Source organism: Roseicella sp. DB1501 (assembly GCF_013112485.1).
Classification (GTDB): Bacteria; Pseudomonadota; Alphaproteobacteria; order Acetobacterales; family Acetobacteraceae; genus Paracraurococcus.
In genome coordinates, this window is the sequence record NZ_JABFHG010000005.1 from 46,348 (window position 1) to 63,753 (window position 17,406).

At 72.4% G+C, this 17,406-nt stretch carries 20 protein-coding genes and 1 pseudogene; 15 read left to right on the forward strand and 6 right to left on the reverse strand.

The annotated features are described in order from the left end of the window. Positions 1 to 17: 17 nt before the first annotated feature. The 4 genes from HJG45_RS11130 to HJG45_RS11145 form a co-directional block, all read right to left on the reverse strand. On the reverse strand, positions 18 to 890 hold the full coding sequence (locus HJG45_RS11130) for an oxaloacetate decarboxylase (RefSeq protein ID WP_171612200.1): 873 nt from the start codon (positions 888 to 890) through the stop codon (positions 18 to 20). Positions 891 to 985: 95 nt separating this feature from the next. Next, entirely contained in the window at positions 986 to 2,215 is a 1,230-nt protein-coding gene (locus HJG45_RS11135; protein WP_171612201.1) for an amidohydrolase family protein, read from the reverse strand. Then, positions 2,215 to 3,528 carry a histidinol dehydrogenase gene (gene hisD / locus HJG45_RS11140; RefSeq protein WP_171612202.1) on the reverse strand — a complete coding sequence of 438 codons (1,314 nt, stop codon included), beginning with the start codon at positions 3,526 to 3,528 and terminating at the stop codon, positions 2,215 to 2,217. Before hisD ends, HJG45_RS11135 begins: the two co-directional genes overlap by 1 nt. A gap of 34 nt (positions 3,529 to 3,562) precedes the next feature. Further along, positions 3,563 to 4,330 (reverse strand): SDR family NAD(P)-dependent oxidoreductase, encoded by a 768-nt coding sequence (locus HJG45_RS11145; protein ID WP_171612203.1) that lies wholly within the window; start codon positions 4,328 to 4,330, stop codon positions 3,563 to 3,565. Between the two features lie 120 nt (positions 4,331 to 4,450). On the opposite strand from HJG45_RS11145, the gene HJG45_RS11150 reads away from it, so the two are divergent. From HJG45_RS11150 to HJG45_RS11170, 6 genes and pseudogenes are all read left to right on the forward strand, one after another. After that, complete coding sequence (locus HJG45_RS11150) at positions 4,451 to 4,624, forward strand: hypothetical protein (RefSeq protein WP_171612204.1); 174 nt, start codon at positions 4,451 to 4,453, stop codon at positions 4,622 to 4,624. Positions 4,625 to 4,642: 18 nt separating this feature from the next. Beyond that, positions 4,643 to 5,428, forward strand: a complete 786-nt coding sequence (dctP, locus tag HJG45_RS11155) for a TRAP transporter substrate-binding protein DctP (RefSeq protein ID WP_302479742.1) — start codon at positions 4,643 to 4,645, stop codon at positions 5,426 to 5,428. A 55-nt stretch (positions 5,429 to 5,483) separates the two neighbouring features. Next, positions 5,484 to 6,227, forward strand: coding sequence for an SDR family NAD(P)-dependent oxidoreductase (locus HJG45_RS11160; protein ID WP_171612206.1), 744 nt, complete (start codon positions 5,484 to 5,486; stop codon positions 6,225 to 6,227). A 58-nt stretch (positions 6,228 to 6,285) separates the two neighbouring features. After that, positions 6,286 to 6,633: pseudogene (locus tag HJG45_RS28705) on the forward strand (DUF1028 domain-containing protein); the annotation flags it as partial. An 82-nt stretch (positions 6,634 to 6,715) separates the two neighbouring features. Next, entirely contained in the window at positions 6,716 to 6,952 is a 237-nt protein-coding gene (locus HJG45_RS28710; RefSeq protein ID WP_254452446.1) for a DUF1028 domain-containing protein, read from the forward strand. A gap of 69 nt (positions 6,953 to 7,021) precedes the next feature. Beyond that, positions 7,022 to 7,441 (forward strand): DUF3597 domain-containing protein, encoded by a 420-nt coding sequence (locus HJG45_RS11170; protein ID WP_171612207.1) that lies wholly within the window; start codon positions 7,022 to 7,024, stop codon positions 7,439 to 7,441. Positions 7,442 to 7,492: 51 nt separating this feature from the next. Here the strand turns inward: HJG45_RS11170 and prpB are convergent, their stop codons facing one another. Continuing rightward, entirely contained in the window at positions 7,493 to 8,416 is a 924-nt protein-coding gene (prpB, locus tag HJG45_RS11175) for a methylisocitrate lyase (protein ID WP_171612208.1), read from the reverse strand. A gap of 370 nt (positions 8,417 to 8,786) precedes the next feature. On the opposite strand from prpB, the gene HJG45_RS11180 reads away from it, so the two are divergent. The 6 genes from HJG45_RS11180 to HJG45_RS11205 are packed head-to-tail and all read left to right on the forward strand — an operon-like array spanning position 8,787 to position 14,540. Further along, entirely contained in the window at positions 8,787 to 9,647 is an 861-nt protein-coding gene (locus HJG45_RS11180) for a CoxG family protein (RefSeq protein WP_171612209.1), read from the forward strand. Further along, the gene (locus tag HJG45_RS11185) at positions 9,644 to 10,585 is read left to right on the forward strand and encodes an AAA family ATPase (protein ID WP_171612210.1); all 942 of its coding nucleotides are present in this window, start codon (positions 9,644 to 9,646) and stop codon (positions 10,583 to 10,585) included. The genes HJG45_RS11180 and HJG45_RS11185 overlap by 4 nt, the downstream gene beginning before the upstream one ends. A gap of 55 nt (positions 10,586 to 10,640) precedes the next feature. Next, positions 10,641 to 11,858 (forward strand): VWA domain-containing protein, encoded by a 1,218-nt coding sequence (locus tag HJG45_RS11190; protein ID WP_254452447.1) that lies wholly within the window; start codon positions 10,641 to 10,643, stop codon positions 11,856 to 11,858. Further along, positions 11,855 to 12,175 (forward strand): XdhC family protein, encoded by a 321-nt coding sequence (locus tag HJG45_RS11195; RefSeq protein ID WP_171612211.1) that lies wholly within the window; start codon positions 11,855 to 11,857, stop codon positions 12,173 to 12,175. Before HJG45_RS11190 ends, HJG45_RS11195 begins: the two co-directional genes overlap by 4 nt. Continuing rightward, positions 12,172 to 12,894, forward strand: coding sequence for an XdhC family protein (locus tag HJG45_RS11200; RefSeq protein ID WP_171612212.1), 723 nt, complete (start codon positions 12,172 to 12,174; stop codon positions 12,892 to 12,894). Before HJG45_RS11195 ends, HJG45_RS11200 begins: the two co-directional genes overlap by 4 nt. Then, positions 12,891 to 14,540, forward strand: coding sequence for an NTP transferase domain-containing protein (locus tag HJG45_RS11205; protein ID WP_171612213.1), 1,650 nt, complete (start codon positions 12,891 to 12,893; stop codon positions 14,538 to 14,540). Before HJG45_RS11200 ends, HJG45_RS11205 begins: the two co-directional genes overlap by 4 nt. An 82-nt stretch (positions 14,541 to 14,622) precedes the next feature. Here HJG45_RS11205 and HJG45_RS11210 read toward each other — a convergent pair whose 3' ends face one another. Continuing rightward, the gene (locus tag HJG45_RS11210; RefSeq protein ID WP_171612214.1) at positions 14,623 to 15,915 is read right to left on the reverse strand and encodes an amidase; all 1,293 of its coding nucleotides are present in this window, start codon (positions 15,913 to 15,915) and stop codon (positions 14,623 to 14,625) included. 146 nt (positions 15,916 to 16,061) lie between these two features. Between HJG45_RS11210 and HJG45_RS11215 the strand changes: the two genes are divergently transcribed. The 3 genes from HJG45_RS11215 (at position 16,062) to HJG45_RS11225 (ending at position 17,404) form a co-directional block, all read left to right on the forward strand. Beyond that, positions 16,062 to 16,301 carry a hypothetical protein gene (locus HJG45_RS11215; RefSeq protein ID WP_171612215.1) on the forward strand — a complete coding sequence of 80 codons (240 nt, stop codon included), beginning with the start codon at positions 16,062 to 16,064 and terminating at the stop codon, positions 16,299 to 16,301. Between the two features lie 127 nt (positions 16,302 to 16,428). Next, a complete protein-coding gene (locus HJG45_RS11220) occupies positions 16,429 to 16,938 on the forward strand; it encodes a hypothetical protein (protein ID WP_171612216.1) in 510 nt (169 codons plus the stop codon). Between the two features lie 10 nt (positions 16,939 to 16,948). After that, the gene (locus HJG45_RS11225) at positions 16,949 to 17,404 is read left to right on the forward strand and encodes a hypothetical protein (protein WP_171612217.1); all 456 of its coding nucleotides are present in this window, start codon (positions 16,949 to 16,951) and stop codon (positions 17,402 to 17,404) included. The last annotated feature ends 2 nt before the right edge of the window (positions 17,405 to 17,406 follow it).

The following is a 17,406-nucleotide window of genomic DNA, read 5'->3' on the forward strand; positions in this document are numbered from 1 at the left end:
TCCGTTGTTCCTCCGTCTCAGGCGCCGCCCAGGAAATCCCGGGTCCAGCGTCCGTAATCCGCCTCACGCGTCGCCCGCGCCATGAGGTCGCCCTGCGGCAGGCCCTGCAACTGCTTCGGCGGCACGCCCTCGCGCAGCGCCTTCAACGTCTCGAAGACGGCGCGCTGCGCCGCCTGGATCGGCTGATGGCCCTGCAAGGCGATGCGCACGCCCCGCGCCGCCAGATAGGCGCGGTCGCTGAGCTCCTTCCCCTCCGCCCCGCCGAGGATGATCGGCAGCGTCGCCACCGCGGCGATGGCATCGAGCTCGGCCGGCGTCCGGATGCCGGTGTAGAAGAGCGCATCGGCGCCGCTCGCCGTATAGGCGCGGGTCCGCTCCAGCGCATCCGTGAGGCCGGTGACGGAGACCGCGCCGGTCCGCGCCACGATGCCGAAGCCCGGATCGTCCCGCGCCGCCAGCGCCGCCCGGATCTTGCCGAGCCCTTCCTCGAGGCTGAGCAGCGCGACCCTTCCATCGCCATGGGGGCGCGGCAGGACGGTGTCCTCCAGCGTCATGGCGGCGATGCCGGCGGTCTCCACCTCCTCCACCGTCCGCATGGCGTTCAGCGCGTTGCCGTAGCCATGATCGGCATCGACCAGCACCGGCAGGCGCTTCACCGCGCGGCAGATGCGCCGGCACTGCTCGGCGAATTCCGTCAGGGTGATGGTGATGTTGTCCGGCGCGCCAAGGATGGTGAGCGAGGCGGTGGAGCCGGCGAACATGCCGAGCTCGAAGCCGAGATCCTCGGCGATCCGCGCCGACATCGGGTCGTAGACCGAGCCGGGATGGATGCAGGCCTCGCCGGCGAGGATGGCGCGGAAGGCGGCGCGCCGCTCGGTGACGCTGCTCATCGGCCGGCCGCCGCGCGGCGCTGCTGCCGGGCTTCGCCGAGACGGCGCTTGCTCATGGACCTTGTCCCTCCGACCTTCTTCCGTTGGGGCTTCCGCTACGGCCTGTGTAGCACCACCGGCTGGCGCGTGAAGCTGCGGCGGCCGGCTTTCCAGCCGGCCAGCACCGGGGCGACCTCGCGGATCGCCGCCACCGGGTCCGGCGCATCGACCAGGACGAGGTCGGCAGGGTTGCCCGCGGCGATGCCGTAATCGCCGCGCCGCATCAGCCTGGCGGATTGGCTGGTGAACATCGCCCAGGTGTCGCGCAGATCGTCCGGCATGGCGTGCTGCACCACATTGGCATAGAGATTCGCCTGCCGGATGAGCTGGCCGTCGCCCATCGGCGTGAAGGCGTTGAGGATGTTGTTCGAGGAGAGGGAGCAGGTGACGCCCAGCCGGTGCAGCCGGTTGGCATCGGCGACGCTCCGCTCGATCCGGTGGTCCTTGTCCCGCCCGCCGAGATAAAGGTCGGTCGCCGGCAGCACGGTGAGCGCGACGCCGGCATCAGCCATGCACCGGGCCATGGCGTCGAGCTCGGGCAGCGGCATGACGGAGAGCTTGGTCAGATGGCCGCAGGCGACGCGGCCGCCCCAGCCATATTGCTCGGTCAGCTCGCAGACCAGGCGGGTGTCGAGATGCTCGGCCGAGGAGCCGCTGTCGACATGCATGTCGATATCGGCATCGTACTCCCGCGCCAGCTCGAAGACGCGACGGATCTGCCCGGCCGGGTCGCTGTCATAGGAAGGCGCGGCGCCGACCACGCGGGCGCCGTTGCGCAGCGCCGCGACCATCAACTCTTCGGTGCCCGGATTGTTGAGCAGCCCCTCCTGCGGCATGACGCAGATCTCGATGTCGATCGCCCAGCGATATCGCTCGACCAGCGCCTTCACGCCCTCGAAGCCGCGCAGCCCGACCTTGGGATCGACCTCGGCATGGGTGCGCATCAGCACCGTGCCGTGGGAGATGCATTTCTCGAGGCTGCGCCGCGCCCGGTCGGTGACGTCCTCCACGGTGAATGTGTGCTTGATGTCGCTCACCCGTTGCATGGCGCCATGCGGGAAGCGGGCGGTCTCGCAGGCGCAGCGGTCGATGGTGCAGGTCTTGTCGAGATGGATATGGGTCTCGACGAAGCCCGGCGAGACCAGGCGGCCGCCGCAATCGACCACCTCCCCGGCCTCACCCTCCAGACCGGCGCCGACCGCCGCGATCCGCCCCGCCCGCACGCCGATATCGACGGCGGCGCCATCGGCCAGCCTCGCCTCGCGGAGCAACAGGTCGAAGCCCATCAGGCCTTCTCCGCCGCCGCGGCATAGGGGATGTTGCGGCCGCCATAGCGGCGCACCCGGACATTCGCCTGCTCGGCATGACCGGCGAAGCCCTCGAGCATGCAGAGGCGCGAGCAGGCCTCGCCGATCATGGCGCTGGCCTGGTCGGTCAGCACCCGTTGATAGGTGACGGTCTTGAGGAATTTCCCAACCCAGAGCCCGCCTGTGTAGCGCGCCGCCTTCTGCGTCGGCAGCGTGTGGTTGGTGCCGATGACCTTGTCGCCATAGGCGACATTGGTCCGCGGCCCGAGGAAGAGCGCGCCGAAATTGGTCATGTGCCGCAGGAAGTAATCGTCATCCCGGGTCATGACCTGCACATGCTCGGAGGCGATGCGGTCAGCCTCCCGCACCATCTCCTCAAGCCCGTCGCAGACAATGACCTCGCCATAATCCTGCCAGGACTGCCGGGCGATGGCCGCCGTCGGCAGGATGCCGAGCAGCCGCTCGATCTCGGCCATGGTCTCGCGGGCGAGCGTCTCGGAGTCGGTCAGCAGGATCGCCGGGCTGGTCGGGCCATGCTCCGCCTGGCCGAGCAGGTCGGTGGCGCAGATCTCGCCATCCACCGTCTCGTCGGCGATGACCAGCGTCTCGGTCGGCCCGGCGAAGAGGTCGATCCCGACCCGGCCGTAGAGCTGCCGCTTCGCCTCGGCGACGAAGGCATTGCCCGGCCCGACCAGCATGTCGACCGGCGTGATGCTCTCCGTCCCGAGCGCCATGGCGCCCACCGCCTGCACGCCGCCGAGGCAGTAGATGACATCCGCCCCCGCCAGATGCTGCGCCGCGACGATGGCCGGTGCCGGCCGGCCCTCGAAGGGCGGGGCACAGGTGACGATGCGCGGCACGCCGGCGACCTTCGCCGTCACCACCGACATATGCGCCGAGGCGAGCAGCGGGTACTTGCCGCCCGGCACGTAGCAGCCGACCGAGTTGACCGGGATGTTCTTATGGCCGAGCACCACGCCCGGCAGGGTCTCGACCTCGATGTCCCGCAGCGCTTCCTTCTGGGCTTGCGCGAAGTTCCGCACCTGCTCCTGGGCGAAGCGGATATCCTCGAGATCCTGGCCGCGAAGCTGGCCGAGGCAGTCCTTGATCTCGGCATCCGTCAGCCGGTAGTCCCTGCGGTCCCATCTGTCGAACTTCACCGACATCTCGCGCACCGCGGCGTCGCCACGCGCGGCGATGTCGCCGAGCAGCCCCTCGACCACCGTCCGCACCTTGGCATCGGCCTCCGCCTTGTCGGCCGCCGAGATGCTCGTCTTCAGCCAGCGCGCCATGCGCTTCCTCCTCAAGATGTCGTCGGGCCGGGGCCTATTCGGCCGTCCAGCCGCCATCGACCAGCATGGCCGAGCCGGTCATCAGAGCCGAGGCGTCGGAGGCGAGGAAGACGACCGCGCCCATCAGGTCCTGCACCTGCCCGAGCCGCCCGAGCTTGATCTTCGACAGCACCCAGTCCCTGAACTCCGGCTTCTCGAAGAAGGGCTTCGTCAGCGGCGTTTCGACGAAGGTGGGGCCGATCGTGTTGGCGCGGATGCCGAAGGCGGCGAGGTCGATCGCCATCGCCTTGGTCCAGCCCTCCATCGCCCATTTGCTGGCGCAGTAGACGCCCCGATTCGGGCCGCCGACATGCCCCATCTGCGAGGAGATGTTGATGATGGAGCCCCGCACCCCCTCTGCCATCATCCGCTGCGCGACGGCCTGGGCCGCGAAGAAGCAGCCGCGCAGGTTGAGCGCCATGACGGAGTCGAACTCCTCCGGCGTCACCTGGTCGAAGCGCGCCGGGCGGTTGGTGCCGGCATTGTTCACGAAGGCATGGAAGGCCGGGCGGGCGGCGATGGCCGCCTGCAGCGCCGGCACATCCGCCACGTCCAGCGCCAGCGCCTCGGCCGCGCCGCCGGCGGCACGGATGGCCGCGGCGGCCGCCTCGATCTCGGCCGTGCTGCGGGCGGCGAGCGTCACCGCCGCGCCGGCCCCGGCCAGCGCCGCCGCGGCGGCGAGGCCGATCCCCCGCCCCGCCCCCGTGACCAGGGCGCGGCGCCCGTCGAGGCGGAAGCTCGGCGTCTCGGGGAGCGTGGTCATCGGGATGGGCCAGGTCGCATGGCCGGCAGGCTACACCGCTGGGCAGCGCGGTCCAGGGCTTGCGGCACGAGGCGGGGGCGGGGAAACTGACCGGAACGAAAGCCCTTGGGAGCGCACGTCATGATCCGCCTCGCCCTGGCGGCCCTGCTGGCCGCCTGCCTTGCCCTGCCCGCCGCCGCGCAGACGCGCTGGGTCGCCGCCTCCCCCTATGCGGAGACGAACTTCCACACCCGCAACCTGCGTGCCTTCCTGCAGGACATCGCCGAGGCCAGCGGCGGCGCGCTGGTGGTCTAGGGCCACCACAACGCCTCGCTGCTGCCCATGGCGCAGATCAAGCGCGGCGTGCAGACCGGCCAGGTGCAGCTCGGCGAGATCCTGCTCTCGGCCTATGGCAACGAGGACCCCTTCTTCGAGGTCGACAGCGTGCCCTTCCTGGCCGACACCTGGCCCGCCTCGGTCGCGCTGCACGAGGCGACGGAGCCCTTCATCCGGACCCGCCTCGAGCGCCAGGGGCTGACCCTGCTCTATATGGTCCATTGGAACAGCCAGGGCTTCTACACCCGGGCGCCGCTCATCTGGCTCGAGCAATTGCGGGGCACGCGGCTGCGGGCCTTCAACACCCTGACCTTCCGCTTCGCGGAGCTGCTCGGGGCGCAGCCCGTGACGGTCCAGGTGCCGGACATCCCGCAGGCTTTCGCCACCAACCTGGTGAACGTCCTCTTCACCTCGGCCCAGACCGGCGTCGATGCCAGCGCCTGGGACTTCGCCGGGCATTTCACCGATGTCGGCGGGATGCGGCCGCGCAACGCCGTCTTCGCCAACAGCCGGGCGCTGGCCGCCCTCGACCCCGCGGCGCGCAAGGCGGTGCTCGATGCCGCGGCGCGGGCCGCGGCGCGCGGCGCCGAGATGAGCCGCGAGGCGGAGGGCGCGATGCTCGACCGGCTGCGCCGCCAGGGCATGCAGGTCACGGCGGCACCACCGGCGATGCAGGCGGCGCTGCGCGAGATCGGCACGAGGCAGACGCAGGATTGGCTGCAGCGCGCCGGCCCGGATGGCGGCCAGATGCTGGAGCGCTATCGCGCCCTCGTCACCCACTGACATCCCCTGCCGCCTCGTCGCATAATGCGCCGCAGCAAGGCCAGGGAGATGGGGCATGGCGGCGCAAGTGGTGCTGGTGACCGGCGCGCAGCAGGGCATCGGGCGATGCTGCGCCCTCGCCTTCGCGGCGGCAGGCTATGACGTGGCGGTGAACTGGCTCGATGACGAGGCCGCCGCTGCGGCCGTGGCGGCGGAGGTGCGCGCCGCCGGCCGCCGCGCCGCGCTGGTCCAGGGCGATGTCGGCCGTGTCGCCGAATGCGGCCGCATCGTCGAGGCGGCGATCGCCGCGCTCGGCCAGCTCGACGTGCTGGTGAACAATGCCGGCATCTTCCCGCGCGCGCCCTTCCTCAAGATGACCGAGGCGGAGTGGGACCGCGTGCTCGCCGTCAACCTGAAGGGCAGCGCCTTCACCGCCCAGGCCGCGGCACGGGCGATGGTGGCCGCCGGCCATGGCGGGGCGATCGTCAACCTCTCCTCCCAGGCGGTGCGCGGCGCACCGGTCGGGGTGCATTACAGCGCCACCAAGAACGGCGTCCTCGGCATCACCCGCTCGATGGCCCTGGCCCTCGCGCCGCACCGCATCCGGGTGAATGCCATCGCCCCCGGCACCACGGACACGGCGCAGCCCCGCTACGGCAATACCGAGGCGGAGCTGCAGGAGATGGGGCGGGCTTTGCCCCTCGGCCGGCTCGGCCGGCCGGAGGAGATCGCCGACCTCGCCGTCTACCTGGCCTCCGAGAAGGCGGCCTGGGTGACCGGGCAGGTCTGGCACATCAATGGCGGCAGCTACATGCCATGAGCGAATCGCCTGGCGCGGCAGGCTGGACCAGGGCCGGGGCCTGGGCTTCGCTCCCGGCATGACCTTCTCCCTCCTCGCCCTCTGTCCCCGCACCGGGCAGGTCGGGGCGGCCGTCGCCACCTCCTCCATCGCGGTCGGCAGTCGGGTTCCCTTCTGCGCCGCCGGCCTCGGCGGGGTGCTGACCCAGCACCGCACCGATCCGGCCCTCGGGCCGCGCGGCCTGGCGCTGCTACGGAGCGGCTGCACGGCAGCGGAAGCGCTGGCCGCGCTGGTGGCCTCGACGCCGTACGCCGCCTGGCGACAGCTCGCGGTGCTGGACGCCGTGGGCCGCAGCGCGGTGCATCACGGCGCGCGGGTGAAGCCGGAACACGGCGCGGCCGTGGCGCCGGGCGTCGTCGCCCTGGGCAACATCCTCGCCTCCCCGGCCGTGCCGGCCGCGATGCTGGCGGGCTTCCAGGCCTCTGCCGAGGCGCCCGCTCGCCGAGCGGTTGCTGCGCGGGCTCGAGGCCGGCGAGGCGGCCGGGGGCGAGCACGGTGCCGTGACCTCCGCGAGCCTGCTGGTGATGTGGCGGCAGCCCTTTCCCTATATCGACCTCCGCATCGACAAGGCGGCGGCGCCGCTGCCGGCGCTGCCGGCGCTGCGAGCGTTACTGGACGAATACGCGCCCTTGGCCGACATCTTCCTCCAGCGGGCCGAGGCGCCCGATGACGCTCCGGTGATCTGATCCCAGGAGCGAACCGGGCCAGGGTAGTTTCGTTGGATTTTCCATCCGACCAGCCCCGGAGGAGCATCGATGAGCGTTTTCGGCAACATCCTGTCCAAGATCTTCGGCCACAGCCAGGCCTCGGCCCAGACGAGCCCCGGCGCGGCGACCGGTGCCGGCACCTCGGCCGGCGCTGCCCCGCCGCCGGGTGCGCCTGACGACGCGGCCGCCGGCAAGGCGCCCTCCATCTCCGATGTCGATGTCGCGGCCATCCTCGACGGGCTGGCGGCCAAGGCGCCGCAGAAGCTCGACTGGAAGCATTCGATCGTCGACCTGATGAAGCTGCTTGGCCTCGACAGCAGCCTCGACGCGCGGAAGGAGTTGGCGCAGGAGCTGCATTACGACGGCAGCACCTCGGATTCCGCCGCCATGAACATCTGGCTGCACCGCCAGGTGATGCAGAAGCTGGCGGAGAATGGCGGCAAGGTGCCGGAAGAGCTGCGCCGCTGAGGCTGTGCCGCGGCGCGCCGGTCGCGCCGCGGCCCCCTTCGCCCGGCCGCCTCAGCCGCGCTGCGGCATCCCGGACGGGATCACCGTCTTCACCAGCGTCGCGTCCAGCGACTCGTAGTCATGATAGCCGATGGTAGCGTAGAGTTCGGCGCGGGTCTGCATGCGGTCGACCATCTTGTGCGTGCCGCCATTCTCGCGGATCGAGGCATAGAGTTCCTCCACCGCCCTGGCCGCGACTCGCAGATGCGAGACCGGCCAGATCACCATGGCATAACCCATCTCCTGAAATTCGGCGGCGGTGAAGAAGGGCGTGCGGCCGAACTCGGTCATGTTCGCCAGCAGCTTCACGCCCGGCATCCGTCGGGCGAATTCGGTGAACATCTCCCGCGTGTTCAGCGCCTCGGGGAAGATCGCATCCGCCCCGGCCTCGAGATAGAGCTTGGCGCGCGCCACCGCCCCGTCCATCCCCTCGCTCGCCGCGGCATCGGTCCGGGCGATGATGTAGAGGTGCTTGCGGGCCTTGCGGGCCGCGGCGACCTTGGCCGCCATGTCATGCGCGTCGGCGAGCTTCTTGTCGTTGAGGTGGCCGCATTTCTTCGGCAGGAGCTGGTCCTCGAGATGCACCGCCCCGGCGCCGGCCTCCTCGAAGGCACGCACCATGTGCATGACGTTCAGCGCCTCGCCATAGCCGGTATCGCCATCGACGAGCATCGGCAGGCCGGCGGCCCGGTTGACCTGGCGGATCCAGAAGCAGACCTCGTCCACCGTGATCATGCCGAGATCCGGCAGGCCCATGGTCGCGGTCATGGCGGCGCCGGAGAGGTAGAGCGCCTCGAACCCCGCCTTCTTCGCCAGCAGCGCCGCCATGCCGAAATGGGCGCCCGGCATCTGCAGGATCTCCGGCCGCTCGAGCAGGCGGCGGAAGCGCAGGCCGGCCGGCTCGTCCGGGACATCGGCACCGATCACATAGGGCATGGCGGGTCTCCTACTGGCGTGCCGGGAGAAGGCGGCCAGAGGCCGGTGCTGTCAATTCCGGAGGTCGGAAGCCAGCGATAGCCGGGATGGATCGCAACCCCGCCGACCAGGGCATGGCCCGTTCATCCGCCTTCCTGGAGAATGCTCCAGCCTTCTGTTTTCAGGGCATCTTCACCCGATCAGGTGCTTCCACCCGATCGGGATCAGCTCCAGCCCCCACCCCGCCGAGGGCCCGAAGCAGCCCCTCCCCCCGCGGTCGCCTGCCCGCCGCCGGCGCGGCTCGATGCGGGTGGCGAACCGGGGGCCCGCCCCAGGGGTTTCCCTCCCGCGGACCCACGCCTAAGGTCCGGGCCAAACGCGGGAGCAGAGCATGGAAATGACCGGCGAGCGGCGCATCCCCGCGCCGCGGCAGCAAGTCTGGGAAGCGCTGAACGATCCGGAGGCGCTGCGCGCCTCCATTCCGGGCTGCGAGTCCGTCGAGCGGACCGCCGATGACCAGTTCCAGGCCCGCGTCGGCGTCAAGCTTGGCCCGATGTCGGCGAAATTCGGCGGCAAGGTGAAGCTCGAGAACATCAACCCACCCGCCAGCTACACCATCACCGGCGAGGGCAATGGCGGGGCGATGGGCTTTGCCAAGGGCGGCGCCGATGTCGCGCTGGAGGAGCTCGGCCCGGCCGAGACGCTGCTGAAGTACAACGTCAAGGCGCAGGTCGGCGGCAAGATGGCGCAGCTTGGCGCCCGGCTGATCGACAGCACTGCGAAGCAGATGGCTGACCAGTTCTTCGACCGCTTCGCCGCGCGGCTGACGCCGGAGGCTCCCGCTCAGGCGGCCCCGGCTGCCGAGCCGGCGCCGGCCATGGCCGCGGCGACCGTGGCCGCCGCGCCGGAGGCGGCCGCCAATGCCGCGGCCGGCGCCGCGAAGGCGAGCCCGGCCAATCGCGCCGCGACCGATACCCGCGTCGAGGCCGCGGCGCATGGCGCCCCGGCCGCCAATACCGATACCGAATACCTGCGCGACCTCGGCGCCCCCGGCCCCCTCACCCAGCACGGGGCGGAGGGGCCGAGCGCGGGCGGCGGCAAGCCCGTCTACCGACCGAATCCGCGGCCCGTCGATACCGATGCCATCAAGCCGCTGCGCCTGCTGATGGAGATCGAGCCCTTCGGCCTGCCGCTGCAATTCTGGATCGGCTGCGTCCTGATGCTGGTCATCCTGGCGCTGATGTTCCTGTGAGCGACCCTGTCGCCCCGGGCCCGGCGACGGCCGCGCCGGACCTTCCGGCAAGCGTCGAGGCGACGCAGGCGCTCCTCGCCCGCGGCGGCTACGTCGCCGACAAGGGGCTGGCGACGACGGTCCACCTGGCGCTGCGGATGGGCCGGCCGCTCTTCCTCGAGGGCGAGCCCGGCACCGGCAAGACCGAGATCGCCAAGGTGCTGGCGCGGGAGCTGCCGCGGCGGCTGGTCCGGCTGCAGTGCTATGACGGGCTCGACCTCTCGGCCGCGGCCTATGAGTGGAACCATGCCCGCCAGCTCATGGCCATCCGCCTCGCCGAGGCGAGCGGCCAAGCGGCGGACCGGGTGGCGCTGGAGCGCGGCATCTATGCCCGCGAATTCCTGCAGGAGCGGCCGCTGCTGCAGGCCCTCTCGCCGGAGGGCGGTCCGGCGGTGCTGCTGATCGACGAGCTCGACCGCGCCGACGAGCCCTTCGAGGCCTTCCTGCTGGAGATCCTGGCGGATTTCCAGCTCAGCGTGCCGGAACTCGGGACCATCCGGGCGGCGGTGCCGCCGATCGTCATCATCACCTCGAACCGCACCCGCGAGGTGCATGACGCGATCCGCCGGCGCTGCCTCTACCAGTGGGTGGACTATCCGGACGCGGCACGCGAGCGGGCGATCCTGCGCATCCGTGCTCCCGGCGTGCCGGAGCGGCTCTCGGCCCAGGTCGTCGCCTTCGTGCAGCGGCTGCGCGGCGGCGACTACTTCAAGCTGCCGGGCGTCGCCGAGACCATCGACTGGGCGGCAGCGCTCTCCGCGCTCGATGCCCGGGAGCTGGAGCCGGCGGCGGTGGACGACACGCTCGGCGTCCTGCTGAAATACCAGGACGACATCGCCAAGGTCCGCGGCGCCGAGGTCGCCCGGCTGGTCGCCGAGGCGAAGCAGGCGGCGGCGTGAGGCCGACGGCGCGGCGCGCCGGCCGCGCCGAACCGATCGAGCGAGGCACAAGCGGATGAGCGAGTTCGCCGCCATGCCGGCCCTGATCAAGCCCTCGGGGACGGCGATCGCCTTCAACCTGCTGGCCTTCGGGCGCCTGCTGCGCCGGGCCGGGCTGCCGGTCGGACCTACCGAGAGCCTCGCCGCGGCCGAGGCGCTGACCCTGGTCGATATCGGCGACCGGCGGCAGGTGCATGCCGCCCTGCGCGCCGCCATGGTGCGCCGGCGCGAGCAGTTCGACGTCTTCGACCAGGCCTTCCTGCTGTTCTGGCGCGACCCCGAGGCGGGCCGCAACGCCGCCGCCATGGCGATGCTGGACGGGTTCAAGGAGCGGCAGAAGCCGCCCCCCTCCAGCCGCCGGGTGGCTGAGGCCATGACCCCGCCCCGCCAGCCGCCGCAGCCGCCGCCGGAGGCCGAGGAGCGGCCGCCGCTCGAGGTGGCGATGACGGTCAGCGAGCGCGAGCGGCTGCAAAGCATGGATTTCGAGGCCATGTCGGCCACCGAGATCACCGAGGCGAAGCGCGAGATCCGCCGCCTCGTCCTGCCGCTCGAGGACCGGCCGACCCGCCGCTTCCGCCCCGACCCGGAGGGACCGAGCGTCGATCTCCGCGCCACCATCCGCGCCAGCCTGCACATGGGGGGCGAGATCCTGACCCTTGCCCGCCGCCGCAAGGTGGTGCGGCCGCCGCCGCTGGTCGCGCTCTGCGACATCTCCGGCAGCATGGCCCGCTATGCGCAGATCCTGCTGCATTTCCTGCATGCGGTGACCAATGACCGCGACCGGGTGCACAGCTTTCTCTTCGGCACGCGGCTGACCAATGTCACCCGCCAGCTCCGGCACCGCGACCCGGAGGTGGCCTTCGAGCTGGTCTCGCATATCGTGCCCGACTGGTCGGGCGGCACGCGGATCGGCGAGGCGCTGGAGCTGTTCAACCGGCAATGGGCGCGGCGCGTGCTCGGCCAGGGCGCGGTGGTGCTGCTGATCACCGACGGGCTGGACCGCGACGGCGCCAAGGGCCTGGCCGAGGCGACCGACCGGCTGCGCCGCTCCTGCCGCCGCCTGGTCTGGCTGAACCCCCTGTTGCGATACGAGGGCTTCCAGCCCAGATCCCAGGGGATCCGGGCGATGCTGCCGCATGTGGACGAGTTCCGTACGGTGCATAATCTGCACAGCCTGCGGGCGCTGGTCGACAGCCTGAGCGGGGCGCGGCCCGGGAGGAGAATCGCGGCATGAGTGATTCCGAGGATGTGCTGGCGACCGCCGCCAGCTGGCGCGCCGCCGGCGAGACCGTGGCGCTCGCCACGGTGGTGGAGACCTGGGGCTCCTCGCCCCGGCCGGCCGGCTCGCGCCTGGCGGTGAGCGCCTCCGGCAGGCTGGCGGGCAGCGTCTCCGGCGGCTGCATCGAGGGCGCGGTCGCCGATGCGGCGAAGCAGACCATGCAGACCGGCGCGCCGCAGCTGCTCGATTTCGGCATCTCCGACGAGCGCGCCTGGGAGGTGGGGCTGGCCTGCGGCGGCAAGCTGAAGGTCTTCGTGGAGAAACTGGCATGACGCCCGACCTCCTCGCCGCGCTGCAGGCGGCGCAGGTGGCCAAGCGGCCGGTGGCGCTGCTCACCCGGCTCTCGGATGGCCAGCAATGCCTCTGGCCGGAGACGGCGCTGCCGGGAGCGCTGGCCGAGGCGGCGGAGCGGGCGCTGCGCGAGGACGCGGCGGCCAATGTCACGCTGGATGGCGAGGCCTGGTTCGTGCATCCGCACAACCCGCCGCTCCGCCTCATCGTGGTCGGCGCCGTGCACATCGCCCAGGCGCTGGTGCCGATGGCGCAGACCATCGGCTTCGCGGTGACCGTCGTCGATCCGCGCCGCGCCTGGGCGACGGCCGACCGCTTCCCGGGCATCACGCTGATCCATGAATGGACCGATGACGCGATGCTGGCGCTGGCGCCCGATGCGCGGACGGCGGTGGTGACGCTGACCCACGACCCGAAGCTCGACGATCCCGCGCTCGACATCGCGCTCCGCTCGGAGGCCTTCTACATCGGCGCGCTCGGCAGCCGGCGGACCCATGCCAAGCGCGTCGCGCGGCTGGCCGAGGCCGGGCATGGCGAGGCGGCGATGGCGCGCATCCATGCGCCGGTCGGCCTCGACATCGCCGCCGTCACCGCGCCCGAGATCGCGCTCTCGATCCTGGCCGAGATCGTCGCCGCCCGCCGCGGCGCGGCGCTGGCCCGGCGCGCCGCCCCCCATGCCACTTCGGCCGCCGCGGCATGATCTTCGGGCCGACACCGCTCGACGAGGCGCGCGGCGCGATCCTCGCCCATACCATCCGCCTGCCGGGCCGTGTCCTGAAGAAGGGCACGGTGCTCGACCAGGCGGCCCTGGCGGCCTTGCAGCAGGGCGGCCATGGCAGCGTCATCGCGGCCAGGCTGGAGCCGGGCGACGTGCCGGAGGACGAGGCCGCAGACCGGCTGGCCGATGCGTTGGTCGGGCCTTTGCTGGCGCGCTCGCGGGCCTCGACCGGGCGTGTGAACCTCTTCGCCGAGACGCCGGGCCTGCTGGTCATCGATACGGCGCTGGTCAATCGGCTGAACGCGCTCGACGAGTCGCTGACCCTCGCCACCCTCGGCTCGCACCAGCCGGTGGCGGCGAAGGAGATGCTGGCGACCATCAAGGTCATCCCCTTCGCCGTGCCCGGCCCGGTGCTGCAGGTAGCGGAGACCATGGTGCGCCAGGGTCCCGCTCCACTGGCGCTGCATCCCTTCCGCCCGCTGAAGGTGGGCCTTGTGCTGAGCGAGCTGCCGGGGGTGAAGGAGAGCGTGATGGAGGGCGCGGTCGAGGCGACCCGCGACCGGGTGGAGGCGCTCTGCGGCACCCTGCTGCCGCCCGAGCGCTGCCGGCACGAGACGACGCCGATCGCCGATGCGCTGAACCGCCTGCGCCGGCATGGCGCCCAGCTCCTGCTCGTCGCCGGCGCCTCGGCGGTGGTGGACCGGCGCGATGTCGGCCCTGCCGCCATCGTGCGGGCCGGCGGCGCGATCGACCATTTCGGCATGCCGGTCGATCCCGGCAACCTCATCTGCCTCGGCCATATCGACGACATCCCGGCGCTGGTCCTGCCGGGCTGCGCCAAGTCGCCGAAGCTGAACGGCATCGACTGGGTGCTGCAACGCCTCTTCGCCGGCCTCGCGGTGACGCGGCAGGATGTCATGCGCATGGGCGTCGGAGGGCTGCTGAAGGAGATCGAGGCACGGCCCCTGCCGCGCGCCGAGGCGGCGAATGCCGCCGCCTTCGCCCGCGCCCCGCGCCGGCCGCGGCAGGTGGCGGCGCTGGTGCTGGCCGCCGGCCGCAGCCGCCGCATGGCGCCGCTCAACAAGTTGTTGGTCGCCGACGACAAGGGCGTGCCGATGGTGGCGCGGGTGGTGGACAACGTCCTCGCCTCGCGTGCCCGGCCGGTGGTCGTCGTCACCGGCTACGAGCGCGCCCGGGTGGAGGAGGCGCTGGCCGGCCGGCCGGTCCGCTTCGCCCATGCCGAGGATTATGCCGAAGGCCTCTCCGCCAGCCTGCGCGCCGGCCTCTCCGCCTTGCCGGAGGATGTCGAGGGGGTGGTGATCTGCCTCGGCGACATGCCGCTGGTCGGCGGCGGGATGATCGACCGGCTGATGGCCGCCTTCGACCCGGAGGAAGGCCGCGCCATCGTCATGCCCACCTTCCGCGGCAAGCAGGGCAACCCCATGCTCTGGGCCCGGGAATTTCTGCCGGAGATGATGACCATCAGCGGCGATGTCGGCGCCCGGCATCTGGTCGGCCAGCATGCCGACCGCGTCGCCGAGGTGGAGATGGCCGACGACGCGGTGCTGCGCGACTTCGACACCACCGATGCGCTGAAGCAGGCGCCGGGCTTCGCCGGCGTCCGCTGAGCCGTCCTAGAGCCTTTTGTTTCCAGTGGCCTGCTGGTCCGCGAGGGCCGTGGGTGAACCCACGAACTTCGCGGGCAGGACACTAGCCCGCCGCCTGCCGGATCCACTCCGCCCAGGCGAGCGCCGCGGCATCCTGGCCAAAGCCGGCGACGACCTGCACCCCGAGCGGCAGCCCCTGCGGGCCGGTGCCGACCGGGACGGTCACGCAGGGAAGGTGCAGCAGGGTCCAGAGCGAGTTGAAGGCGGGGTCGCCGGTCCAGCCGAGCCCGGCCGGGGCCTCGCCGGGCGCGCTCGGGGTCAGGATGGCATCGACCTCCCCGGCCAGGTCGCGGAAGGCGGCGCGCGCCGTGGCGAAGGCGGCCTGCGCCGCGGCGAGCGCCGCCGCGCCCTGCCCCCGCCCCCAGGCCAACCGCTCGCGCAGCCCTTCCGAGAGCAGCGGCGCGACATGGTCGAGCTCCCAGGCCAGCGCCGCCGCCGATTCGCCGTTCATCACCAGCGCATGCGCCTGCAGTCCCGCCACCACCGCCGGCGGCATCTCGAACGGGCGGATCTGCGCCCCGGCGCGGCCAGCGGCGGCGGCGACGCGCTCCAGCAGTGCCCGGGTCTCCGGCGCCGCCTGGTCCGCCGTCGGCCCCCAGCAGAGGCCGAGGCGCGGCGCCGTGCCGGGCCGCGCCTCCGGCCTGCCATGGTCGCGGCCGGTGAGGCCTCCCATGACCAGCGCCGCATCGCCGACGCTGCGGGTGATGACGCCGATGGTGTCGAGCGACTCGCTCATCACCTTCATGCCTGCCCGGTGCAGCGTGCCGTAGCTCGGCTTGAAGCCGACGGTGCCGCAGAAGGCGGCGGGGCGGATGATGCTGCCGGCGGTCTGGGTGCCGAAGCCGGCATGGAAGAAGCCCGCCGCCGCGCCCGCCGCCGAGCCGGAGGAACTGCCGCCCGGCGTATGCGCCGGATTGGCCGGATTGGCGGTCGGGCCGGGATGGCGGGTGGCGAATTCGGTCGTCACCGTCTTGCCGAGGATCACCGCGCCGGCCCGGCGGCCGAGCGCCACGCAGGCGGCATCGCTGCGCGGCCGGTGCCCGGCCCAGGCCGGCGAGCCGTATTGCGAGGGCTGGTCGGCGGTATCGAGCACGTCCTTCACGCCGAGCGCCAGGCCGTGCAGCGGCCCCACGCCCCGCCCGGCGCGGCGGGCGGCATCGAGCGCCCGCGCCTGCCGCAGGGCCAGGGCCGGGTCGAGCCAGGCGAAGGCCCGCAGGACCGGCTCGCGGGCGGCGATGCGGGCGAGCAACGCCTCCGTCAACGCGACGGCGGAGAGGCTGCCGTCGGTGAGGCGGGGGAGAAGCCGGGTGGCAGGGAGATCGGCAAGGTCGGTCATGGCATGGTCCAGGCAAGCGGCGTGCCGAAGTTGAGCGCGGTTGCCGGGATCCGGAAACCCGCCCTGGCCCCTGGCCCTGGTCCGATAAGAAACCGGTCGGAATTTCGTGTCATGCGTGGCGGCGCGCAGCCTTCGCGGGGAGTCCGATGCAGCGAGCGATCATCCTGCTGACCGCCGGCCTTGGGCTCGGCATCGCCAGCCTGGCCGGCGGCGCGGCCGAGCCGCCGAAGCCCGGGGCGATCGCGTCGCTGGCGCCGCCCAGCCCGAACGCGCCGCCACCGCCGGGCCCCGGCCGCTGCACCTGGGAGCGGCCCTGCCGCAGCGCCCTCAACGAACCCTTCGTCTACACGCCCTCCGGCGACCGGCGCTATCTCGGCGGGCGCTGACAGGACAGGCTGCCCGGGCGGATCTGCCTGATCGGGCGGCGAAGTCCTGGAACAGCGGGCGCCGCCGGGCCGGGCGGGATGGGAGGGGATCGCCCTTTCCCCCGGCGATTCCGGTCCCCACTCTCTGATGATGCCTGGTCCCATCCGCATCCTCCGCACGCCCGCTGGGGCCCTTGCCTATGCCATCCCTGTGCCGCCCGAGCGCCTGCCCGTGGTGGCGCCAGCCGCCCTGCTCTCCGCCTGGTCGCTCGCCCGCCAGGCCGCGACGCGGCATCTCTGGGGCGCGCCGCGGCTGCTGCGCTTCGCCCGGCCCGGCGGCGAGTCGACCGAGATCGCCATCACCGATGCCGATGCCGGCTGCTGGGCGGAGGCGATCGACGCGGCTGTCGGGCTCGACACGCTGCCCGGCCTGGCGCTGTGCCTGCGCCTGCTCGCCCTTGTTGAGGTGCTCGGCCGGGTGCCGGCCCTCGCGCCGCTCTTCGACGTGACGCCGGAAGGCATCGACCTGCATCCGGCGCTGCTCGACGCCGCCGCCTCCATGCCGCTCGATCCGGGGGCGAGGTTCGACGAGGCGGGACTTCGGCGGCTATTGTCGGACCGTCTGCCGCCAGGCGCCGAGCAGCGCCGCATTGCATGAGATGATTCGCATGATCCGCCCCCTGCCCTGCCCGTCCCGCCGCGCGTCGCCCTTCCTCCGCGGCGTGCTGCCGGGCCTCGCGCTGGCCGGCCTCGCCGCCTGCGCCGGGGGCGGCCGCGACCCGGCCATCGCCCCCATCAGCTTCGCTCCGCCGCCGCCGCGCGAGGGCCCGCCGCCGGTGATCCCGAGCAATCCGGGCGGGGTCTATGTCGCGCCGCCGCCGGGCCGGGCGGTGCAGGACCAGGCGGCGGTGGCCGCCGCCTGCCGCCGCGACGCCGACCGCATCATCGTCACCCGCGACCGCGGCCAGCTCATGCGCGAGGACGAGCGCGATTCCCGCGTCGGCTCGCAGGCCAGCATCTATTCGCAGCGCACCGAGACCGACCGGCTGGGGCGCCTCTTCGAGCGCGACCGCCTCGCCGACCAATGCGTCCAGGAGAACACCCGCACCCCGCCGCAGCGCTGAGG

Bases quoted from the DNA above. Each gene is read 5' to 3' on its own strand.
- HJG45_RS11130 (WP_171612200.1), bottom strand. From the start codon at position 890: ATGAGCAGCGTCACCGAGCGGCGCGCCGCCTTCCGCGCCATCCTCGCC.
- HJG45_RS11135 (WP_171612201.1), bottom strand. From the start codon at position 2,215: ATGGGCTTCGACCTGTTGCTCCGCGAGGCGAGGCTGGCCGATGGCGCC.
- hisD (WP_171612202.1), bottom strand. From the start codon at position 3,528: ATGGCGCGCTGGCTGAAGACGAGCATCTCGGCGGCCGACAAGGCGGAG.
- HJG45_RS11145 (WP_171612203.1), bottom strand. From the start codon at position 4,330: ATGACCACGCTCCCCGAGACGCCGAGCTTCCGCCTCGACGGGCGCCGC.
- HJG45_RS11150 (WP_171612204.1), top strand. From the start codon at position 4,451: ATGATCCGCCTCGCCCTGGCGGCCCTGCTGGCCGCCTGCCTTGCCCTG.
- HJG45_RS11160 (WP_171612206.1), top strand. From the start codon at position 5,484: ATGGCGGCGCAAGTGGTGCTGGTGACCGGCGCGCAGCAGGGCATCGGG.
- HJG45_RS11170 (WP_171612207.1), top strand. From the start codon at position 7,022: ATGAGCGTTTTCGGCAACATCCTGTCCAAGATCTTCGGCCACAGCCAG.
- prpB (WP_171612208.1), bottom strand. From the start codon at position 8,416: ATGCCCTATGTGATCGGTGCCGATGTCCCGGACGAGCCGGCCGGCCTG.
- HJG45_RS11180 (WP_171612209.1), top strand. From the start codon at position 8,787: ATGGAAATGACCGGCGAGCGGCGCATCCCCGCGCCGCGGCAGCAAGTC.
- HJG45_RS11190 (WP_254452447.1), top strand. From the start codon at position 10,641: ATGAGCGAGTTCGCCGCCATGCCGGCCCTGATCAAGCCCTCGGGGACG.
- HJG45_RS11195 (WP_171612211.1), top strand. From the start codon at position 11,855: ATGAGTGATTCCGAGGATGTGCTGGCGACCGCCGCCAGCTGGCGCGCC.
- HJG45_RS11200 (WP_171612212.1), top strand. From the start codon at position 12,172: ATGACGCCCGACCTCCTCGCCGCGCTGCAGGCGGCGCAGGTGGCCAAG.
- HJG45_RS11205 (WP_171612213.1), top strand. From the start codon at position 12,891: ATGATCTTCGGGCCGACACCGCTCGACGAGGCGCGCGGCGCGATCCTC.
- HJG45_RS11210 (WP_171612214.1), bottom strand. From the start codon at position 15,915: ATGACCGACCTTGCCGATCTCCCTGCCACCCGGCTTCTCCCCCGCCTC.
- HJG45_RS11215 (WP_171612215.1), top strand. From the start codon at position 16,062: ATGCAGCGAGCGATCATCCTGCTGACCGCCGGCCTTGGGCTCGGCATC.
- HJG45_RS11220 (WP_171612216.1), top strand. From the start codon at position 16,429: ATGATGCCTGGTCCCATCCGCATCCTCCGCACGCCCGCTGGGGCCCTT.
- HJG45_RS11225 (WP_171612217.1), top strand. From the start codon at position 16,949: ATGATCCGCCCCCTGCCCTGCCCGTCCCGCCGCGCGTCGCCCTTCCTC.